Raw genomic sequence first — 21,105 nt, forward strand, 5'->3', positions numbered from 1 at the left:
ACGAAACAGCGCCGATGATAGTGTAGCATTTGCTATGTGAAAGTAGGACATTACCAGGCTTCAAATTGTAGAGACCCGTTACAGCAATGTGACGGGTTTTTTGCTTTCTGGGATTTAGTAAATAGCCAAGAGCCCATCCCGAACTCAGTAGTGAAACCAAACAGCTCGAAGGCGAGCCCCGGCCAACGATAGTGTAGCATTTGCTATGTGACTTTCTACCGCTGTGGGCACTACGACATCACAAGGCTTAAAATTGTAGAGAGCATGACTAGAAATAGTCGGTTTTTTTACGTCTGCAGAAAATGAAATGTGCGAATTAACACACTCATAGCAACACCATCACGTAGGTCGGGCGAGCACAGCGACTCCCGACGTTAAAATCACATTATAGTGTTCTTATTTCACGAGCTGGATTACCCGCTACTACGGTATTAGCCATTACATTTTTAGTAACCACAGCACCCGCACCCACAATACTATTTTCGCCTATATTAACTCCAGCAAGAATAATAGCGCCTGCGCCAATCCATACGTTATTGCCTAACGCGATAGGTGCTGCAAAGTTTTCCTTATTAAGCCTTTCTGCTGGATTAGTAGCATGTGACACAGCTAAAAGCTGAACGTTCGGGCCTATTAAGCAGTCATCACCTATGGTGATTGAGTAATTGGCTAATGGCGAATCTAGGAGTGTGCAATTAATATTTATAAAAGTACGATCACCAATAACTATTTGATTGCCATAATCGCAATGAAACCCTGACTCTATAATTACCCCTTCACCGCATTGCAAAAACAATTCTTTAATACGCTTTAAATTACCTTTACTCGGGCTTTTATTAAATAGGCGGCATATCTCACCAGTTTGTTTGCGTAGAGCTAAAAGCGTTTTATCTAAGCTGTTAAATACTTGCATTAAGGGTTCTTTGATTAGTTAAGTGATACTACGACTATTTTACCTTTATTATTACTGAAGAAAGCTGCTTTATTTTTACTCATTCACTTGCCATTTAGGTTGTTTCGTTTAAAATCGCATAACTTTCGAAATGAAACTTAATTCACGAGCTTTATGACTAAACGAAACACACAGCAGCGTCGTCACAATATACTGGTTCAAGTTAATGAATTAGGTGAAGTAGCCGTTGAAAAGTTAGCACAGCAGTTTCAAACATCTGAAGTAACCATTCGAAAAGATTTAACCGCGCTTGAAAAAAGTGGCTTATTGCTGCGCCGTTACGGCGGTGCTATTGCTCTGCCTAAAGAAATTGTTAGCGATGAAATAGATTCAAAGCGCAAAGTCGCAATAGCTAAGGCTGCAGCAAAACTTATAAAAGATCATAACCGCATTATTATTGATAGCGGGCGTACTACTGCTGCGATGATCCCCGAGCTTGCTGATAAGCGTGGGCTAGTTGTAATGACAAACGCAATTAAAGTAGCGAGTCGTTTATTAGCACTTGAGAACGAGCCAACACTTTTGATGACCGGTGGGACGTGGGATCCGCATTCTGAGTCGTTTCAGGGGCAAGTAGCTGAAAATGTTCTATGCTCTTACGACTTTGATCAGCTCTTTATTGGTGCGGATGGTATAGATGTAAAACGTGGCACAACAACCTTTAATGAGTTAGTTGGTTTGAGCCAAGTAATGGCAAAAGCGGCTCGTGAAGTAATTGTAATGGTTGAATCAGATAAGATTGGCCGAAAAATACCAAATTTAGAATTACCGTGGAAAATAGTAACCACATTAATAACCGACAATGGCTTAGCAGATGAAAAGCGCAAAGCAATTGAGGCGTGTGGTGTAAAACTAATTTGCGCTGAATTTATTGAGTAGCCACAAAGTGGTAAATATACAAGATTATTGGAGAGATTATGTGTGGAATAGTTGGGGCAGTTGCAGAACGTCCAGTAAATAGAATACTGATTGAAGGGCTGAAGCGACTTGAATACCGTGGCTACGACTCTGCCGGTGTAGCACTACTAGAAGGCTCTACGCTAAATACTGTAAAAGCAGTAGGTAAAGTAGTTAACGTAGAAGCAGCTCTAGAAAAAGCAGGTGTTAGCGGTCATACAGGTATTGCACATACGCGCTGGGCAACACATGGTAGCGTTACAGAAGCAAATGCACACCCACATGTATCAAACAACCAGTTAGCACTTGTGCACAACGGTATTATTGAAAACCACGCAAGCTTACGCGCATCGCTTAAAGAAGAAGGCTACGAGTTTCTATCTGAAACCGATACCGAAGTAATGGTGCACTTAATTCATAAGCTTCGTAAGCAGCACACTAGTTTACTTACAGCAGTACAAGCTGCTGTTAAACAGTTTGAAGGCGCTTTTGGTACAGTTGTATTTGATAAAGCGAACGACAACGAAATCATTGTAGCGCGCTCAGGTAGCCCTCTTGTTATTGGTTTAGGCCTTGGCGAAAACTTTATAGCTTCTGATCAGTTAGCACTATTACCTGTTACTCGTAGCTTCATCTTTTTAGAAGAAGGCGATGTAGCGCGTATTACACGTGACACAGTAGAAATTTTTGATGAAAATGGCGACGCTGTAGAGCGTGAAGTGATTGAGTCAAACATTACACAAGATGCATCAGGCAAAGGCGACTACCGCCACTACATGCTAAAAGAAATCTACGAGCAACCACTTGCGGTACGTAATACCCTTGAAGGGCGTTTAAACGACGACCGCGTAGCAATTGATGCCTTTGGCGAAAGCGCTCAGCAAATATTTAAAGACGTAAAACACGTGCAAATTATTGCCTGTGGTACGTCTTACCATTCAGGTATGGTTGCACGTTATTGGCTTGAGCAATTTGCAGGCGTTAGCTGTAATGTAGAAATAGCTTCTGAATTTAGATACCGTCAGTCGTTTGTTCATGAAAATAGCTTACTTGTTACTATTTCTCAATCGGGTGAAACTGCCGATACGCTAGCTGCATTACGCCTAGCTAAAGAGCAAGGTTACATGGCCTCAATGACCATTTGTAATGTACCTGGTTCATCGCTTGTACGCGAATCAGACCTAGCCTTTATGACTAAAGCTGGCGCTGAAATAGGCGTGGCTTCTACTAAAGCATTTACAACGCAATTAGTTGGTTTGTTAATGCTTACTGCGTCTATAGCTCAAGAAAAACAGCTTGATCAAAGTGCTATTGTTAATGCTATAAAAGTACTACCTGCTAAGCTTGAAGAAACATTACTGCTTGCAGATGGCATTGCAGACCTTGCAGAAGAATTTGCCGACAAGCATCACTCACTGTTTTTAGGTCGTGGCTCACAATATCCAATCGCAATGGAAGGTGCGCTTAAGCTTAAAGAGATTTCGTACATTCACGCAGAAGCCTACGCAGCGGGCGAGCTAAAACATGGGCCACTTGCGCTTATAGATGCCGACATGCCAATTATTGTTGTAGCACCAAACAATGAGCTATTAGAAAAGCTTAAATCAAACGTAGAAGAAGTACGTGCACGTGGCGGCATTATTTACGTATTCGCAGATAAAGATTCACACTTTGAGTCAGACGACACAATGCGTGTTATCAACGTAAACCACACTGACGACATTATTGCGCCAATTGTTTACACACTGCCATTACAGTTACTGTCGTACTACGTAGCAGTAATTAAAGGTACCGACGTTGACCAACCACGTAATTTAGCTAAATCAGTTACTGTTGAGTAAAATCAATAGGTTGGTAATTACCTGTTAAAGATAAAAGGCGCTCAATGCGCCTTTTTTTGTACCTCAAAGCCTGTTAGATTAAATAACACACTATTTTCTAAAGGATTAGCTATGCGTTTATTCACTGCTATTTTTATATGTAGCTTATTTATAGTTTCTAATAACACACTTGCAGAGCCTGATTTAAAACAGCAAACCATTAGCTATAAGCAACAAACGCATACTATCAATTCAGTAATTTTAAATGAGCTACGTACCGTTGTAGTTCAACTTCCAAAGAGTTACCAAGCTAATCCAAACAAAGTTTATCCAGTTATTTATCGCCTAGATGGCGCGGGTAACATACCGCTTATAAGTGCTGTAATGGATCGACTGCAAAATAATAATCTTGCGCCTGAGGTTATTATTGTCGCTATTGAAAACACCAATCGCTTAAGAGATTTATACCCCACAGTTAATAAAGAGCCACAAGGCCCGGTAGGTGAAGGTGGTGGTGCAGCAAGGTTTTTAGCATTTATTGAGCAAGAGCTTATGCCCTTAATTAATAAAAACTATCGTACGCATAACTTTAATGTGATTGCTGGGGGCTCAGCAGCAGGCGTGTTTGCACTTTATACTATGCAAGCTAACCCTGAGCTTTTCCAAGCGCATATTGCTTACAGCCCTGCCGTTTGGTGGAACTATGGCGCATCGGTAAAAAGTACAAAATCGTTTATAGCTAAAACAAAAGACCTGAATAACTACGTTTATATCAATATTGGCGAAGAAGCCGGCATAATGCGTGAAAGATACGATGAATTACAGCAATCACTGCAATCGCATAAAGTGCGAGAGCTACGCTTCTTTAGTAATGCGTTTGACGGTGTCTCGCATAACCTGACTTCCGTTGCTGGTGCATTTAATGCCTATCACAACTTATTTTTGCCTAAACAAATGCCCATAAGTGATTTAACTGACGATGTAGCCTCTATTGATGCTTATTATCAAAACTTATCTCAACAATGGGGCGAGCAGGTTGCGCCACCAGACCGCGCTGTTAGATCACTCGGTTATAACTTAACGGGCAGCAAGCAGTTTACCCGCGCTATAGAGGTGTTTAAGTACAATATAAAAAACTACCCAAAATCAGTCGATGCGCTTTCAGCCTTATCTTATGGCTATGAAATGCAGGGGGATACTCGTCAAGCGCTTGAAAATATGGAATCTGCTCTAGCAATTGCAGATGACTCATACCCTTATATAAATTACTTAAAAGAAACAAAAGCTAGACTACAAATAGCTTTAGGCAAAGACGAAACATAACCACTTTTTAATCCAACTCGATTGTTATATATTTAAAGAGAAAAGGGAGTAACAGCTTTTCTCTTTTTCTAAAACCACATTAAAATCACTAACCCCTACTTAACGGGTAATAAATACGCTAAAATTGCAGGCTATTTTAGTAATGAGCCCGCAAATTTTATGACCTCAGCCGCAAATCCTAGTAATTTCAACGATCTTGGCCTAATTCCAGAGCTAATTGCTCGATTGTCTGATCTTGAATACACACAACCTACACCTATTCAGGCACAAGCAATTCCGAGTATTTTGACGGGAAGTGACTTAATTGCGGGGGCAAATACTGGCTCAGGTAAAACAGCGACGTTTGCTTTACCTATGCTACAAACCCTATTTTTAGAGCAGGGCGCTAAAAATACTGCCAGCAAAGGTAACTTTGTTACTGGGCTTATTTTGGTACCTACTCGCGAGCTTGCAACGCAGGTGGCCGATAGCGTTAAATCGTATTCTGCTAACTTTAATGGCGCAATTAAAACGGTGGCCGTGTTTGGTGGTGTGTCGGTTAATACACAAATGCAGGCACTGCGCGGCGGCGCCGATATTATTGTTGCAACGCCAGGTCGTTTGCTTGATTTAATCTCAAGCAATGCTATTAAGCTCGATAAAGTGACGACCTTAGTGCTTGATGAAGCCGACCGTATGCTAAGCCTTGGCTTTACCGAAGAGCTGGCTGATCTTTTAGCGTTAATGCCTGCTAAAAAACAAACCATGTTGTTTTCAGCGACCTTCCCAGAGCAAGTTAAGCTATTAACGCAAGAGCTTTTAAACGAGCCAGTTGAAATACAAGTTCAAAGCAAAGACGAAAGCACCTTAGTACAACGTGTTTTTACGGTTAATAAAGGCGAAAAAACCACGGTTTTAGCGCATTTAATTAAAACACATAAATGGCGCCAAGCATTGATTTTTGTGAACGCGAAAAAAGACTGTGAGCACCTAGCGGCTAAGCTTGAAAAACGCGGTGTTAACGCACAAGTTTTCCATGGTGATAAAGGCCAAAGTGAGCGTACTCGCGTAATAGAAAAATTTAAAGCTGGCGAAATCGAAGTACTTATAGCCACCGATATTGCTGCACGTGGTTTAGATATTGAAAAGCTGCCAGTGGTAATAAACTTTAATCTACCACGAAGCCCTTCTGATTATATGCACCGTATTGGTCGAAGCGGCCGTGCTGGTGAAGTAGGCTTAGCACTTTCATTGGTTGATTATGAAGATTTGCATCACTTTAAAATAATCGAGAAGAAAAACAAACTACGCCTAGAGCGTGAAGAAGTAACCGGTTTTGCTGTAAACCAAGCTAATCTTGATGCTGCCGAGGCGCTTAAAAATGAAAAGCCAATGGCAAAACCAGAAGGCACAGGCAAGAAAAAGAAAAAAAATAAAGCCGATGATATAGATGATGTATGGAGTGGCTGGCGCCGTAAGTAACAATAGAGCTAAATAAATAGCTGTAAAAAACCCGTAATTAGTAGACCTAATTACGGGTTTTTTGTTTTGTGGCTTTAACTTAAAGCGTTAGTTTTAAATTAATGGTCGTGATCTTCATCTTCTATTTCTTGTGCAATCCCTAACCAGGTAATGCTTGCAGTTGGAAAAGTAAGCTCAACCTCACTTTCAATTTCCAAGTCTTCTAAGTGAACTTGTACAATATGTTGAGCAATAGGGTCGGCTACATAAGCAAACTGACCATTTTGTGCCACTGTCATGCTAAAACTCATGCCTTCAGGCATTGTAGTTACGTCTTCTTGTGTAATATCAACTTGGCCTTCAAGCTCCCAATGCATTTCGCCATCATGGTCGTGTGTGCTAAATACATTTAAAAAGCCTAAGTTGTCTAATATTAAAAAGTGCTCGCCATGGGCAGAAAAAGAGTACGACACAGCACTTGCGCCATCGGCTAGTTGCCATTCTAGTTCTTCCATTTGTGCTGTTGCTGGGTTAATAGTTACAATTACGGCTTCGCCGCCACCATGGCCAGATGCTACGCCAATAAAGGTCTCGCTATCTTCGTGGCCATAAATACTACCAATGCGTAAATCGCCAACGGCTGCAATGTTCGCTATTTTTTCAGCTTCATATTCATCATCTTGCTGGTGGGCTAATAACACACCATCGCTACAGCCAAATACTACATAATCGTGGTTTTGTGCCGCGCCGTGTAAATCAGGACACGTAACTTCTAAGGTTTGTTCTAGCTCATATTCACCATCATGAAAATGATAAACACCTACTTGGTCTGGCAGTACTTTAGCAACCGATGTGCTTTCGCTGTCATCACGGCGAAGTGTTGATAATAAATGCTCACCGCGAGGCTCTGCTACACCGTGCATATTAATATCGTAGCTAATACCCGGTAGCGTTGCTGTTGCGCTGGTTATGTCGTTATCTGTTAATACTTCAACAGAGGCAACCGTGCCTGAGTCTGCATCACCATCATAAAAAACAGCTAATTGGCCGTCATGTTTTACAAGGTGAGTAGGGCGGCTGCCACTTGTTAGCTCATAACTGCTAGCTGCTGGGCTTTGCTCATAGTCGTGTAAATGCTCGCCATGGTCTTCACGCCATAAACCACCATCAATAAAGCCTAAGTAATCTTGTGCGCGGCTTGCAATAACGGCATAACGAAAATCAGGTGATGACGACAGTGTGTTTGAATCATTCGTAAGGGTAAATGTTTCAAGTAAAGCGTTGTCATCTAGGTCATAAAAGCTGGCTTCGTTGCTATCGCCTGCAAGCACAGCCAATCTGCCTAATGAGTCAATTGTGTAGCCATCATCATGGTCGTGATCATCATCGTCATGATCGTGCTCGTCCTCTACAACAATGGGATCTTTTTCTACAATATTGGTCTCTGCATCGCCACAGGCTGTAATAAATGTAGTGCTAATAGCCAGTGCAATAAGCTTTAATTTGTATAGTTTTTTCATGTTTATTTCCTTTAATTATAATTTTTTAATGCTTAAAAATAACCGCGAATGCCTAGCGCAAAGCTACGCCCTGGACGTGGTGCTATATCTTTTACAAACGAGCTGTGCACGCGTGCTTCTGTATCTGTTAAGTTTGTTCCTCGTAGGTAAACAGACATATCTTGGTTTAATACTGAAAGGTCGTAAGAGATGCTTGCATCAACCAATGTGTAGCTGTCTGTTGTTGTTTCTTGTGGGGCTGTGCGGTCTTGCTTTTGATAGCGAGTTACGTGAATATGCGCACTTAATTTATCTGTTTGATAGCTTAACTCGCTACCAAAACGAAGTGGTGGAGTGCGGGGTAAATCGCCGCCGTCTTTAAGGCGTGCACGAACGTAATCTGAGAATAAATCTACTTTAAATTCATCGGTTAATTGCCACGCAATTTGCGCTTCAAACCCGTGTAAAATTACGTCGTCTGTTTTAAATAAATAAACCGGCAGTTCTGATGAATGGTCGTGTTCGTCAGCGCCTTCTTCTTCATCGCCATGGTCGTGGCCACTTTCAGCGAATAAACCGGTGTCTATTTGGTAATAGTAATTATCTACTTGGTTGTAAAAGGCATTTAAAATAAAGCCAACATCACCTTGGGTTTTACGCAGGGTTAAATCGATATTATTGGCAGTTTCTAGGTCAATTGTTTGACTAGATAAACCCAAATGGCCATCTTCATCTAAATCAAATAGTGCGCCTACTTCGTAAGTTCCAGTACCAATATGCGGCCCAAACGATAACAACTCAGAGGCAGAAGGTGCGCGTTCAGAGCGCGACACAGAAAGGCCTAAATTATAGTTAGATGTAAAATCCCATACTACCCCTGCCGATAAACTGACTGGCGTAAATTCATGCTCTACATCAAATACGCGAGTGGTTTCTGTGCTTTCTTCGTGGCCATGATCATGCTCGTCGGCTTCATCGTGTGCGTGAGCGTCAATATTTGGCAGCAATACGTCGCCTGCTTCAATGGTTACACGCTCAATACGCCCACCTAACTGCACTAAAAAATCACCAAAGTGCCTTTCTTCCATTAGCGCTACAGCAAAGCTTTCGGTTTCTGATGGAGGAGTAAAGGCCTCTTCACCTTGTGCTTCAACATCGCTTTGTTTGTAATGAAAACTAATGCCGCCATTCCACTCGCTAAATTGGTTATGCAGCAGGTCTATGCGTAACTCATTTGTTTCGTTTTTAAAGGTAGTGCCAACAGCGCCACCTTCAATTTCAGCGTGTTCGTAGCCAGTGTGGCCAACGCGCAGGTTTACTTTGTTTAGCCATTTATTATCTAGGTTGTACTCACCTAATAATTGCACTTTAGTTTGCTCTAAATCAGCAAATACGCTCTCTTCTTCGTCGCTGTGTTCTTCCTCTTCTTCATCGCCGTGCGTATGGCCCGGAATACCGTATTGACGATTAAATTGCTCTACCGCTATGCCAATAAAGCCGTTATCCATTAAATAGCTAGCGCCAACAGTAAAACCGTCAGACTCTTCATTGCTGTTTTCAACAGTGTAATCGCCATGATGCTCTTCACCGTTGCTATCTATATCGGCAGCTACAGGTACCTCATAGTCGTCGGCTTCACGCCAAAATGCATCGGCATAAAAAGCAAATGAATCGGTACCTGTGGTGGCATTAAAAGAGGCCACTTTTTGGTTATCAACCGAGTTATGTTCTACGTTCCACTCGCCGCGTGTTGTGCTATCGGTTGGTACGCGGTTATCTACCACATTAACCACACCGCCAATCGCGCCGCTGCCATAAAACAATGTTGCTGGGCCGCGTAATACTTCAATTTGGTGTGCGGTAGACGCCTCTGATGCAACAGAGTGATCGGGGCCAACGCGCGACACATCACTTACATCAAGGCCATTTTGAGTAATAAGTACACGAGGGCCGCTTAAACCACGAATAATAGGTGTGCTGGCTACCTTCCCGTGAAAGTTAGTATTAACGCCTGGAAGTTTTTCAAGGCTGTCGCCAAGGGTTGCAGCTTGTTGTCGTCTTAGTTGTTCGCCAGATAAAACACTAACAGGCGACGCAGATTCCATTGCCGACATATGAATAGGGGTTGCTTCAATATCAATAACTTCAATAGGCGAGCGCTTTAAATTAAAAGTAACCGATTGGTTATCATCATTCGTTATTGTTATATCTAGATGGAGATGCGTATAACCAGGGGCTACAACATGTAGCTCTTTTAAGCCATTGTTTAGCTCTGCTATTACAAATTTACCGTTTTCATCGGTGGTTACTTTAAGGTCTGAGCCTTCAACTTCTACTGTTGCATTGGTAACTACTTTACCTTTGTTGTTTAAAACAACGCCCTCTATTGTGGATGCAAGCACACTTGCAGGTAATAAAGCTGCTATGAGAACAGCTAATTGTGATCTACGTTTCATTTGACTACCTTGGTGGATGTTATATTATATCAATTATGTGGGAAATGTTATAATGTATCAATAGTAATTAACTGTTGTTACTAAAATGTCTCTTTAAAAGTAACGCTTTTGAGTAGAGGCACTAATTTAGTAGAGGAAATAATGAAGTCGAGTCAAAGTGTTATGGATCGTATGGCGATTGGGTTATCGTTAATGTGTACAGTACATTGTTTTGCAACCCCGGTTATTTTAGCGCTATTGCCAAGCTTTGCTGTACTGCAAATAGATAGTGAACAATTTCATTTATGGATTCTTGCGGCGGTACTGCCAACAAGTTTATTGGCATTAAGCTTAGGCTGTAAAAAGCATAAGCGTTTACGTTATATGGCCTGCGGCGTTATTGGGTTAGCCTTTATGATATGTGCGGTATTGCTAGGGCATGAGGTTGCCGAAAAAGCGTTTACTTTGATTGGGTCGGCTTTTATTGCTGTAGCTCATTGGTTTAATTACCAACAATGCCTTAAACAAAATGACGATAACTGCCCGTGTTCAAGCACTGAAACTGATCAGGCAGCTTAGCGTTATCAGTGCTACAAACAGCTAACATGTAGCACTGCCTTTCAATATTTAACTTTGTTTTTTAATAGCCTAAAGCTAAAAGTGAGTTAAAGTTGTCATTCAATATCGATTATTACGCTTGGCTTAGGTTAATTAATATAAATGAATACTGCTTTAAAATACTTGCTGTTACTCTGCGCTTTAATGTGTTTTAAATTAAGCGCAAATATCCCGTACCAAATCCCTAGAAGTAGTGTTATTGAGTTAACTGAGCCTGCTACTAAACGGGTATATCCTGTTTTTATTCAGCTCACTAAGTCATATAAAAAGCATCCTGAAAAAATATATCCAGTTATTTATTTAACCGATGCACCGTATACGTTTCCTATTGTGGCGGGTGCTACACGGTTTCCTATGAATAGCGGCAATATGCAAGAGGCTATTATTGTGGCCATTAGCTACGAAAAAGGATCTAGAGGGTCTAATAGTCGAATTAGAGACTACACCCCAAATAAGGCTCAAAGCTGGAAAAAGCAAACCGGTAACGCTCAAAATCATGCGCTGTTTTTAAAAAATACTGTGCTGCCATTTATACAAAGTAACTACCGAGCAAGTAGCACACAAAAAACCTATATAGGTAATTCTTTAGGCGGGTTATTTGGTGCCACTATTTTATTTACGATGCCCGATTTATTTAACAATTATATTATTGGCAGCCCATCGGTTTGGTTTAACAGCAATGCAGTATTAGCGCTACAAGCACATAAGCCTAAAGTGCCTACAAAGGTTTATATATCGGTAGGGGCAAAGGAAACGCCAAGCTTTGGTGAAGGGCAAAATATGGTGGCAGGGGCAAAGCTATTAACGCAAAAAATTAATGCACTTAGCAGTGACAATATTGAATTAAAAAGCGTTGTTATTGAAGGGGCGAGCCATGCAACCGCATTTCCTACTACAGCAATACAAGGGCTTGATTGGGTGTTAGGTGAGCAATAAAGCGTTATTTTTATATTGATTCGTACTAGTATGTTTTATTAAAAAAATTTATAAGGAAATCATATGTCGGTTGAATTGTGGTCAGATGATAGGTTGAATCGAAAGCAAGAAGGACAATGGCTTGTTCAGTTTTTAACGAGTAAATACGCAGTATTAGAGGCTGAGCATAGTAAAAACTATGTATTAAATGTCAATGCAGAATGGGGCTTTGGTAAAACATATTTTATTAATAACCTCGCAGAAGAGCTAAAAGAAAAGAAGCATGTAGTTGTATGTTTTGATGCATGGAAAAATGATTTTTCTGAAAATGCTTTACTTAGTTTTATTGCTGAAATAAATGAAGAATTGACTAATCAAGGCTTACTTAGTGCGACCGATGGTAAATTAGCTGGTATTGCAAGAGCAATGAAAAACGCAGCACTTCCTTTACTCGGTGGCTTTTTTACTAAACAGCTTTTTGGTATGTCTCTTGATGGCGTCGAAGCTTTATTTGAAAAGGAGCAAGAGAGTGAGGGGGCTTCTGTCACAGGGGCTGAACAGTCTGGTTTGTCAAAAGATATTACTACTGTTGCTTCTTCAATCTCTACAAAGGCAGCTGAATTAGCAATAAAAGAGTATCAAACAACAAAAAATGCTATAGGCCATTTTAGGGAAAATTTAAGGCTATTAGTGGAAGGGTTAGAGGGTGAAACTTCATTTAAAGCTCCTTTATTTATTTTGATTGATGAATTAGATCGTTGTAAACCTTCTTATAGTATTCAACTATTAGAAACGATTAAGCATTTATTTAATGTTGAAGGCGTCTACTTTATTGTCGCTACTGCATCAGAGCAGCTAAGTCACTCTATCAATGCTGTATACGGAGAAAAATTTGAATCTAAACGTTATTTAAATCGTTTTTTTGATCAAGAGTACTCGTTAAGAAGTCCTGACAAAGAAGAATATTGTAACTTTATTTGGTCAAAGTATTTACCTAATGAAACAGTTTTTGTTCCGGTTTTCCAAGCAGGTAATAAATCAGAAGATATAATAAATATTGGCATACTCAGTAAGGTTGCTGAGCATATGCGGGCTGGTTTAAGGGATATTGAACAAGCCGTTAAGCTTTTATACGCAATTCAATTAACGCAAGTAAAGACTGATTATTTATTTTCATTACCTTTGCTTTATATCATTGTGTTAAAAATAAGGCACCCCGAAATTTATCCGTATTTCAAAAATAAATGGGGATCGAATATCTTCAATCAATCAAATGGTAGTAAGTTTTCTGAGTTTCAACAAGATAACTTTGAATTAGCGACTACTTACAAAGGTAAAATTGATTATAAAATAAATGAATCAATGAAGCTTTTTTGTGACCCAAATACTAAGCTTTACAATTCTGATTCATTTCCTCATAGAGGAATAGGCGCGTCTGCAAAAAGCTTAAAAGAGGAAATAGAGACAGGCCTTTATCTGGCTAATGGCAAGCGAGATTCTAAGTTGATAAAGGATTTTTCTAATTACATACAAATTGTAGAGCAAGCGGGCCAGTTATCTTAGTTTTAAAAGTTGATAGCTGAGCTAGCAAATGATTAATTCCGTAGATTTTACTTTATTTTTATTTGGCACCAAGCTTATGGTGCCATGAGTTAATAGAATTGAGTTGCTTAGGCGTTTTGAAGATCCTGTTTCCAGTTTACTAATACTTCAATAAACTCAGGGCCTATACCACAGCAGCCACCAATAATGCTTGCGCCCTGGCTGTGCCATTTTTTAGCAAAGTCTAGATATTCTGAAGGTGAAATATCGCGATACGCTTGTGAGCCTTCGTTGGCTTTGTAATCGCGTGCTATAGGTGTAAAGCCATTAGCAAACGCCCCTAAAACAACACTTTTATTTTGCTTGGCTAATACTGCGTTGGTATCGCTAAAGGCTTGCTCTATAACTTCAGGTATTGAACAGTTAAAGAAAATACCAGCAACATTTTGTTGAAGCAAAGCCGTTACTGCGTCACTTACCAGCTCACCAGAGCGAAGTGTCGCTTGCTCGCTTATCGCATCAGTTAAAGTAAATGCGTAATAACATGGCTTGTTTGAGCCTTTAAGGACGCTTGCCATAACGTGCGCTTCTTCAATACTCGATATAGTTTCGCCAATCCATAAATCTACGTGTTCGTCTTGCGCCTTGTATAGCGTATCTAAAATAGTAAAAGCGCGTTCGCTCTCAAATAGTTCAGGGCGGTAAGAGCCAAATGCTGGTGGTAATGAACCTGCTACTAATACATTTTGTTTAGCATTTTGAGCTACTTCTTTTGCAATAACGGCAGCTTGCTGTGCAAGGGCTGCGCCTTGAGCTTGATATAGCTCTTCACCTAAATGAAAGGGCACACAGGCGTAGCTGTTAGCTGTAATTATTTCAGCACCGGCATCTATAAAACCTTGGTGTGCTTGGGTTACAAAATGCGGGGCTTCTATTAATGCTTGTGCGCTCCAAAGTGGCTGTGAGAACGGTGCGCCAATGCGCTTAAGTTCACGTCCCATGCCGCCATCTAAAATAGTTACTTTATTCATTGTGGGTTTCTGTATATCTAAACTATATGGCGCTATTCAAACATACTTTTTAAATAATTATAATGAAACTTCATCAGGTTGAGCATGAATAAAGCTAAACCTATTAAATGAGTTATAAAAATGCACAAAAAAAGCGACTACCTAATAAGGTGTCGCTTTTTAGTAAGTATGATTAGCTTACTTATAAAAGGCTTCAACAGTGCCTTTTCTTGTAAGTAAAAGAGGTTGTCCGCGACGATCAAGCCCTTTTGGAGATGCAAACTTTATCCAACCTTCACTGATGCAGTATTCTTCAACATCAAAACGCTCTTTGCCGTTGAACGTGATACCAATATCGTGTTCAAAAACTTCTTCCACATGATGTGGGCTACGTGGGTTGATAGAAAGGCGATCTGGTAAAGCAGGTTTTGCGGTAGTGTCGTTCATGGTCATATTCTATATTGAATGAAGTATGCGCTATTGTAGGCAATACAACGCTTTCGCTCAAGAGAGATAGTAGTAAATGTGTTTAAAAATGTACTAATTAATGAGTTGTGTATACAAATGAGATTGCGCTTGGAAAATATTTACAGAGGAGGTTTTGAAGATATTCGACTAAATAATTATGAAGGTAAATATATTAATGGGTTATCTCTAACCCATTCAATTGTTTAGCAATTAGATGCTAACAATGTTCTCGGCTTGTGGGCCTTTTTGACCTTGAGTAACAGTAAACTGTACACGTTGGCCTTCAGCTAAAGTTTTGAAACCGTCGCCAGAGATTGCGCTGAAATGTGCAAAAACATCTGCGCCAGATTCTTGCTCGATAAAACCAAAACCTTTTGCTTCGTTAAACCATTTTACTGAACCAGTAGTTGTATTAGACATAATATGTATCCTAAAAAATTAATATAAGTGTGCCTGAAAAGAGGCGATTGAGCCGGAAAAAATAGTTAACTTGAGGATATCGCGTGGGATTATTACTAAAACAACTCGGTACTAACAAATAAAACAAAACTTCTTTCAAACTAGTATTCAAAATGGGTTATTGCTAACCCATTTTAACGAAAGCAATTAGATGCTAACGATGTTTTCAGCTTGTGGACCTTTTTGACCTTGTGTAACAGTAAACTGTACACGTTGGCCTTCAGCTAGAGTTTTGAAACCGTCGCCAGAGATTGCGCTGAAATGTGCGAAAACATCAGGACCAGATTCTTGCTCGATGAAACCAAAACCTTTTGCTTCGTTGAAAAATTTAACTGTACCAGTTGTAGTTGTAGACATAATAGTATCCTAAGGATTAATAAAAGTGCGCCTTAAATTAGGCAATTTAACAGGAAGAAAACATACATTTAACTGAGGATAACGCGAAGGATTATTACTAAAACAACGTGGTACTTACAAATAAATAGGGTTTTCTGTCAACCCGATGGCAAGCAGGATAACAGTAAATTAAGTTATATACCAAGCCCTATTGTAAATTTATTTTAGAGTAAGTGCTTTATTTGTTTGTTTGTTTTTTAACTGATTAGTTATGATTGAGATGATCTTTTTTACTTCTTAATTAAAGGTAAATCTATTTTAATCAACGCCTTATGCTTGTTTTTGTACACGGTTTTAGAGTAGGTGAAATACAGGTTTTAATTGGTTAAAACATAACCTAATTACCTACTAAATATTTTAATATATATCTGAAATAATCTGATTCATTAGCTCCAAATTACAAATCCAAGTATTAATAATGCAATCCAAAGTGTTTCAGCAACAATTAAAACAATAGGTTTCATGCCTACTTCGGTAAGTTTTCCTAAATTAGTTTTCATACCTATGGCTGAAATAGCCGCAATTAAAAAGAACTGTGAAAGTTCGTTAGCGGTTTCAAGCACTATTGTAGGAAGAGAAAAGCAGCTATTTATTATCATGAGTATGACAAAGCCAATTAAAAAACCAGGTACTTTAGGTAATTCTCCGTGTTTTTCTTTATTTGAGCGATTAATAACAACCATCATAATAAGCACAACGGGTAGTAGCATAGCAACACGCACAAGCTTAGTTAGGGTTGCTATATCGCCTGTCTCAGGCGATACCGAATAACCAGCACCCACTACCTGCGCTACATCGTGTATTGTGCCGCCTAAAAATACGCCTGCATTATGCGCGTCAAATTCAAGGTAATTAACCACAATAGGGTAGAGGATCATAGCTAGAGTCGACATGGCTGTTACGCCAATAACGGTTAATAAGGTGTCGCGTTCTTTATGTTCGCTGTTTGGCATAATAGACGAGATAGCCAGCGCAGCAGACGCTCCACAAATAGCAACCGAACCACCTGTAAGTGCACCAAAGCGCTTTTGTAAGCCAAATGCGCGTGCTAGTACTACGCCTAAAATAATAGTAGTAAATATAGCGCCCGCTAACATAAGTGCTGTTTGCCAACCCAGTGTTACTAAATCTCCCAGTGCTATGCGTGTGCCTAGCAGTACTATACCGACGCGCAAAACCGTGGTGCCAGTAAAGTCGATACCTTTGGCGCAAGGGCTATCGCTTTGATACAAAAATGAGACTGCCATACCCAGTAACAAAGCAAACAGCATGGCTGGCGCGCCGTAATGCTCACTCAAAAATAAAGCGGCAAGGCCAGTCATTGCAGCAATGCTGGCGCCTTGCCATAAAGGTGATATTTTACTGCTTAATTTACCACTTAAACGCTGCATTACGCTTTTGCTGCGGTAAGTGCTACTAACACTTGGCGTTTACGTTCACCTGTAAAAGGTCGACGACCATGCATAGCCATTTCGTTATCAACTAAAGCAACATCACCGTCTTGCCATGCAAGATCAAAGGTAAATACTTTAGAAAGCTCAACAATTTTATCAAGTCCTGCTTTAGGAATGGCACTACCATCACCAAAGGTAATGGCAATTGATGGGTTATCGCGTACACCTTTCCAGCCCATGTAAGCGGCAATCAGTTGGTTATAAAAAACCTGTACATTGTTTTCAAGAGTTACTACAGCAGGCAGCACCGGTGTAACGGCCTTTAGTGAGCCGTCTTCAAGCCATTCCCACTCGTAACCAAGTTCGGTTAATTTATTATGTGCTTCGTCTTTGGTTTCTACACTTAGCGTACTTTTCCAGCTTCGACCTTGGCCTGATGTTGCATCGTCAGCGGCTGGCATATAGGTGGTATATTTTAGGCCTTTGTGTTCAAAATCATGGGCAAGTTTACTGTCGTATTCTTTTAATGCGCTAAATAACTTATCTGACCGGCAAAGAGGTGTTGCACCACCTTCTTCTGCGGCCGATTTACAAAAGAAGAATAACTTACTTGGCGAAATAGGCGTTTGCGCCATTTCGTGATGTAAGTATATTTCTACATCTTTTGGCGCTTCGTTGGCTGTAAATACACGCTCGGTAAAATTAATACGTACCGCGTTAGACAGTGACTCTTTATAAGTAAAATTGTCGTAATCAAACCCGGCTGAAAAAGTATCAAAGGTTTCGGCACTATTTACCGGGAAGCCACGAAACAACACAGCACCTGAGCTGCGAAGTTTTTTAGCCAATTCACTTTTATTTGCGCGAATGAAAGCTACCGCTTCTTCAACGGTGCTGGCGTTATTGTTATTAACCACAATGCACGGAAAAACCGAGTCATCAAACGTTAATTGAGTTGGCACTGAGGCGTAGTTAATTTCGGTAGCTGACATTATATATTCCTAATCGTAAATTGGGTGAAAACGGTTAAAGGCAGCTTCACAAAAGTGCCCAGGGTCGTTAAATCGGCGATTACTGTTAAGCGCAGAAATTTGCGCCATTTCTTGCTCTGTTAATTCAAAATCAAACAGTGCGAGGTTTTCTTTCATGCGTTCAAGTTTTGAGGTTTTTGGAATAATGGCAGTGCCGCGTTGCACGCCCCAGCGAAGAACTACTTGTGCTGGCGTTTTGCAATGATTGCGTGCAGCCGCTTTAACAACACTTTGCTCAAGAACTGATTCAGCTTTATCAGCCATTTCTAGCTCAAGGTATGAAAGCGCACCCAGCGGTGAAAACGCAGTAACCGGAATATCGTACTGCTTTGCGAGTCTTACTAATCGCTCTTGCGTTAAATAAGGGTGCGACTCAATTTGCAACATAGCGGGTTTGATATTTGCGTAAGTCATTAAATCGTGAAGCAGTGCGCTTGAGTAATTACATACCCCAATGCGTTTTGCTTTGTTGTTGTGTACTTGTTCTTCCATTGCTTGCCACGTTAAATATAGCGGCACTTTTGCAAGCTCCATTTGTGGGTTTTGCGCCGTAGGGTCAACTAACCACTCTGGTGGATAGCGGGTTTCTATTGGCACAAATGTTTGCGCAATCGGAAAATGAATTAGGTATAAGTCTAGGTAATCTAGCTTTAAATCACTCAGTGTTTTATCAATCGCGAGGCCAACATGCTCTGGTGCATGAAAGGTATTCCACAGTTTTGATGTTACCCATAATTCTTCACGGGTACATAAGCCATCGTTTATTGCTTGGGCGATGCCATCGCCTACTTGCTCTTCGTTACCGTAGTCTGATGCGCAATCAAGATGGCGGTAACCTGCCTTAATGGCTTGGTATACCGTTTGTGCACAATCTTCTTGCGCGACTTTCCATAAACCGAACCCTACTGGAGGGATATTATTTAATGAACTCATTGGGAATTCCTGTTAAAAATGCATAATGACTTAGGTCTTGTATAAGACATAAGTTATTATACGAATCAAACAGTGTCAATACTGTGTTAACAGCAAAGCAGTAAATGGTTCAGTTAAAAAACCTACAGGCAGCAAAAAGGCAGCGTTTGCTGCCTTTAAAAAATATTTAATTATTATGCGCTAAAGTGGGTTTTTAGCACTAAACACGCTTTTAATTAATCAAGTTCAATTTGATAGTGGTAATGATCGCTACGGCATTTGCTTTGGCGGTATTCAATACGTTTACCTTCGATTGATTCGGTAATGCGTGATACCAACAGCAGTGGATCGCCAGCTTTTATAGCAAGCATTTTGGCGTCATCCACTGTAGCAAGTACGGCCTTAATACTGTCTTGGGTTTTGTGTACAGTTTGGTTAAATTTGGTCTGATAGTAATGGTACAATGTATGCGGAATATCACTGCTTTGATGTATATCAGGAAAGTAGCTTTGCGGTAGGTATATAGTTTCGCTCATGCAAAATTCGTTATTAAGAATGCGCCTACGAACAAGCTTGGTAACTTTGTCTTTTTTATTGAGTTGTAACGCTTCTATTACTTCAACTGGCGCTGCACAAAGCTCAACCGATAGCAGTTCAGCCTTTGGTAAATCGGCACCTTTACCGTCTGCTTGTAACGGAAAAAACCTAAATAAGGCATCTTGCGCAGTATGCTCTGATACAAACGTACCAACGCCTTGGCGACGAGTTACTATTTTATTGTCGGTTAATAAGTTTAGTGCTTTACGGACTGTACCTTGGCTTACGTTAAATTCTTCAGCAAGGCGAAATTCGCTTGGTAGTGCTTCGCCAGGTACCCAACGTCTTTCAACAATGAGCTGTTTAATATAATCAGCCACTTGTAAGTAAAGTGGTTGAAAAGCCAAGCTTGGGCCACTTAATTTGTGATCAAACATAGAGTTACTCATTATTATTTACCATTAAATTTAATCCACCTGTAGTTATAGCATAGGTGAAACCTTTTACGCATATTTGCGCTAGCTCAATTAAACGTGAACTACTGCTGTAGTGTTTAATAGGCGCAAAATATACATTATGCCTAAAAACAAATCGTTACACTACAATAGCTCACCCTTAGGGAATTAAAAGTGCTCAGTATATCTTTTGAACTCATTTTGCTTATGGCGCTGTGCCTAAGCCTTGCCACTGTAATGCAAACTCTTAGCGGGTTTGGCTTTGGGTTACTGGTGGTTGCAAGCTTTACGTTGCTTGATGTATTACCACTTACGGCAACTACATTTTTAGTGAGTTTGCTGGGGTTAGTTAATTCAACAACCGTGGTCGTTAAAAACCGCAGTTCGGTAAAAGTACCCGAGCTAAAACTTATGTTGTATACCGGTATTCCACTAATGCTGTTAGGGTTTGTGCTACTTGAGTATATGTCGTCGCATTTAACACACTATTTAAATTTTGCTTTAGGTGTAAGCATTTTGCTTTGCTGCGCTTTAATGCTGATTGGCCGCGAGCGTGCAAATAAACAAAGTCGTCCTCGTTCATTTTTAATAGCCGGTGGAGTAAGTGGGTTACTTGGTGGGTTGTTTTCAACCTCAGGGCCGCCGCTTGTGTTTCAGTGTTATAAGCAAAGTTGGTCTATTGAAGCTATTCGCAGTACGTTATTAGCGGTATTTACTATTGGCGGGCTAGTACGTGTAGGTATCGCTTTATTTGGTACTTTGCCTGGGCTCGACATTATGTTTTTAATTGCAGCGGCTATTCCTTTAGTGTTGCTAGTTACGCATTTTGCTCGTAAATTAACGCCTTACGTTGACGCTAAATGGGTACGTATTATAGCAATTGTATTGCTTGGCCTAAGTGGTGTATCGCTGGTGGCAACATCGGCGCCGGGGATATTTTAAAAATCGCGACGTAAATAATTCATCTTGAGTTTATTTACGTTGACATGGGGATTACAATTA

19 protein-coding genes are annotated in these 21,105 nt (G+C 40.3%); 8 read left to right on the plus strand and 11 right to left on the minus strand.

Going from position 1 to position 21,105, the window contains the following annotated elements:
• Positions 1–385 precede the first annotated feature (385 nt).
• Entirely contained in the window at positions 386–913 is a 528-nt protein-coding gene (locus tag H5092_RS15180; RefSeq protein WP_182733845.1) for a sugar O-acetyltransferase, read from the minus strand.
• A gap of 153 nt (positions 914–1,066) precedes the next feature.
• Between H5092_RS15180 and H5092_RS15185 the strand changes: the two genes are divergently transcribed.
• The 4 genes from H5092_RS15185 to H5092_RS15200 all read left to right on the plus strand — a co-directional run bounded on the left by H5092_RS15185 (position 1,067) and on the right by H5092_RS15200 (position 6,453).
• Positions 1,067–1,831, plus strand: coding sequence for a DeoR/GlpR family DNA-binding transcription regulator (locus tag H5092_RS15185; protein WP_024596999.1), 765 nt, complete (start codon positions 1,067–1,069; stop codon positions 1,829–1,831).
• 38 nt (positions 1,832–1,869) lie between these two features.
• Positions 1,870–3,690, plus strand: a complete 1,821-nt coding sequence (glmS, locus tag H5092_RS15190) for a glutamine--fructose-6-phosphate transaminase (isomerizing) (protein WP_182693291.1) — start codon at positions 1,870–1,872, stop codon at positions 3,688–3,690.
• Positions 3,691–3,801: 111 nt separating this feature from the next.
• Complete coding sequence (locus tag H5092_RS15195) at positions 3,802–4,992, plus strand: alpha/beta hydrolase-fold protein (protein WP_182696079.1); 1,191 nt, start codon at positions 3,802–3,804, stop codon at positions 4,990–4,992.
• A gap of 159 nt (positions 4,993–5,151) precedes the next feature.
• Complete coding sequence (locus tag H5092_RS15200) at positions 5,152–6,453, plus strand: DEAD/DEAH box helicase (RefSeq protein ID WP_182733846.1); 1,302 nt, start codon at positions 5,152–5,154, stop codon at positions 6,451–6,453.
• 98 nt (positions 6,454–6,551) lie between these two features.
• On the opposite strand, the gene H5092_RS15205 is transcribed toward H5092_RS15200, so the two are convergent.
• Complete coding sequence (locus H5092_RS15205) at positions 6,552–7,952, minus strand: 5-methyltetrahydrofolate--homocysteine methyltransferase (RefSeq protein ID WP_182733847.1); 1,401 nt, start codon at positions 7,950–7,952, stop codon at positions 6,552–6,554.
• A 32-nt stretch (positions 7,953–7,984) separates the two neighbouring features.
• Complete coding sequence (locus H5092_RS15210) at positions 7,985–10,387, minus strand: TonB-dependent receptor (protein ID WP_182733848.1); 2,403 nt, start codon at positions 10,385–10,387, stop codon at positions 7,985–7,987.
• A gap of 141 nt (positions 10,388–10,528) precedes the next feature.
• Between H5092_RS15210 and H5092_RS15215 the strand changes: the two genes are divergently transcribed.
• The 3 genes from H5092_RS15215 (at position 10,529) to H5092_RS15225 (ending at position 13,462) form a co-directional block, all read left to right on the plus strand.
• The gene (locus tag H5092_RS15215; RefSeq protein WP_182733849.1) at positions 10,529–10,945 is read left to right on the plus strand and encodes a MerC domain-containing protein; all 417 of its coding nucleotides are present in this window, start codon (positions 10,529–10,531) and stop codon (positions 10,943–10,945) included.
• A 141-nt stretch (positions 10,946–11,086) separates the two neighbouring features.
• Positions 11,087–11,920: an alpha/beta hydrolase gene (locus H5092_RS15220; protein WP_182733850.1), complete on the plus strand. Its 834-nt coding sequence runs from the start codon at positions 11,087–11,089 to the stop codon at positions 11,918–11,920.
• 63 nt (positions 11,921–11,983) lie between these two features.
• On the plus strand, positions 11,984–13,462 hold the full coding sequence (locus H5092_RS15225) for a P-loop NTPase fold protein (RefSeq protein WP_182733852.1): 1,479 nt from the start codon (positions 11,984–11,986) through the stop codon (positions 13,460–13,462).
• A gap of 107 nt (positions 13,463–13,569) precedes the next feature.
• Here the strand turns inward: H5092_RS15225 and H5092_RS15230 are convergent, their stop codons facing one another.
• The 8 genes from H5092_RS15230 to H5092_RS15265 form a co-directional block, all read right to left on the minus strand.
• Positions 13,570–14,472: a homocysteine S-methyltransferase family protein gene (locus tag H5092_RS15230; protein WP_182733854.1), complete on the minus strand. Its 903-nt coding sequence runs from the start codon at positions 14,470–14,472 to the stop codon at positions 13,570–13,572.
• Between the two features lie 177 nt (positions 14,473–14,649).
• Positions 14,650–14,898, minus strand: coding sequence for a DUF3297 family protein (locus H5092_RS15235; protein ID WP_002963088.1), 249 nt, complete (start codon positions 14,896–14,898; stop codon positions 14,650–14,652).
• Between the two features lie 231 nt (positions 14,899–15,129).
• Complete coding sequence (locus H5092_RS15240) at positions 15,130–15,339, minus strand: cold-shock protein (RefSeq protein ID WP_007580429.1); 210 nt, start codon at positions 15,337–15,339, stop codon at positions 15,130–15,132.
• Between the two features lie 186 nt (positions 15,340–15,525).
• Positions 15,526–15,735, minus strand: coding sequence for a cold-shock protein (locus tag H5092_RS15245; protein WP_024595869.1), 210 nt, complete (start codon positions 15,733–15,735; stop codon positions 15,526–15,528).
• A 425-nt stretch (positions 15,736–16,160) separates the two neighbouring features.
• Positions 16,161–17,165, minus strand: coding sequence for a YeiH family protein (locus tag H5092_RS15250; RefSeq protein WP_076925523.1), 1,005 nt, complete (start codon positions 17,163–17,165; stop codon positions 16,161–16,163).
• Positions 17,165–18,160, minus strand: coding sequence for a TauD/TfdA family dioxygenase (locus tag H5092_RS15255; RefSeq protein ID WP_182733856.1), 996 nt, complete (start codon positions 18,158–18,160; stop codon positions 17,165–17,167). The genes H5092_RS15250 and H5092_RS15255 overlap by 1 nt, the downstream gene beginning before the upstream one ends.
• A gap of 9 nt (positions 18,161–18,169) precedes the next feature.
• Entirely contained in the window at positions 18,170–19,132 is a 963-nt protein-coding gene (locus H5092_RS15260) for an aldo/keto reductase (RefSeq protein ID WP_182733858.1), read from the minus strand.
• A gap of 215 nt (positions 19,133–19,347) precedes the next feature.
• Positions 19,348–20,097: a GntR family transcriptional regulator gene (locus H5092_RS15265; protein ID WP_182733860.1), complete on the minus strand. Its 750-nt coding sequence runs from the start codon at positions 20,095–20,097 to the stop codon at positions 19,348–19,350.
• A 180-nt stretch (positions 20,098–20,277) separates the two neighbouring features.
• Between H5092_RS15265 and H5092_RS15270 the strand changes: the two genes are divergently transcribed.
• The gene (locus H5092_RS15270) at positions 20,278–21,045 is read left to right on the plus strand and encodes a sulfite exporter TauE/SafE family protein (RefSeq protein ID WP_310736017.1); all 768 of its coding nucleotides are present in this window, start codon (positions 20,278–20,280) and stop codon (positions 21,043–21,045) included.
• Positions 21,046–21,105: the final 60 nt, after the last annotated feature.

Origin of the sequence: Pseudoalteromonas sp. SR41-7 (assembly GCF_014163935.1) — a bacterium.
In the GTDB taxonomy this organism is placed as follows: Bacteria; Pseudomonadota; Gammaproteobacteria; order Enterobacterales; family Alteromonadaceae; genus Pseudoalteromonas; species Pseudoalteromonas distincta.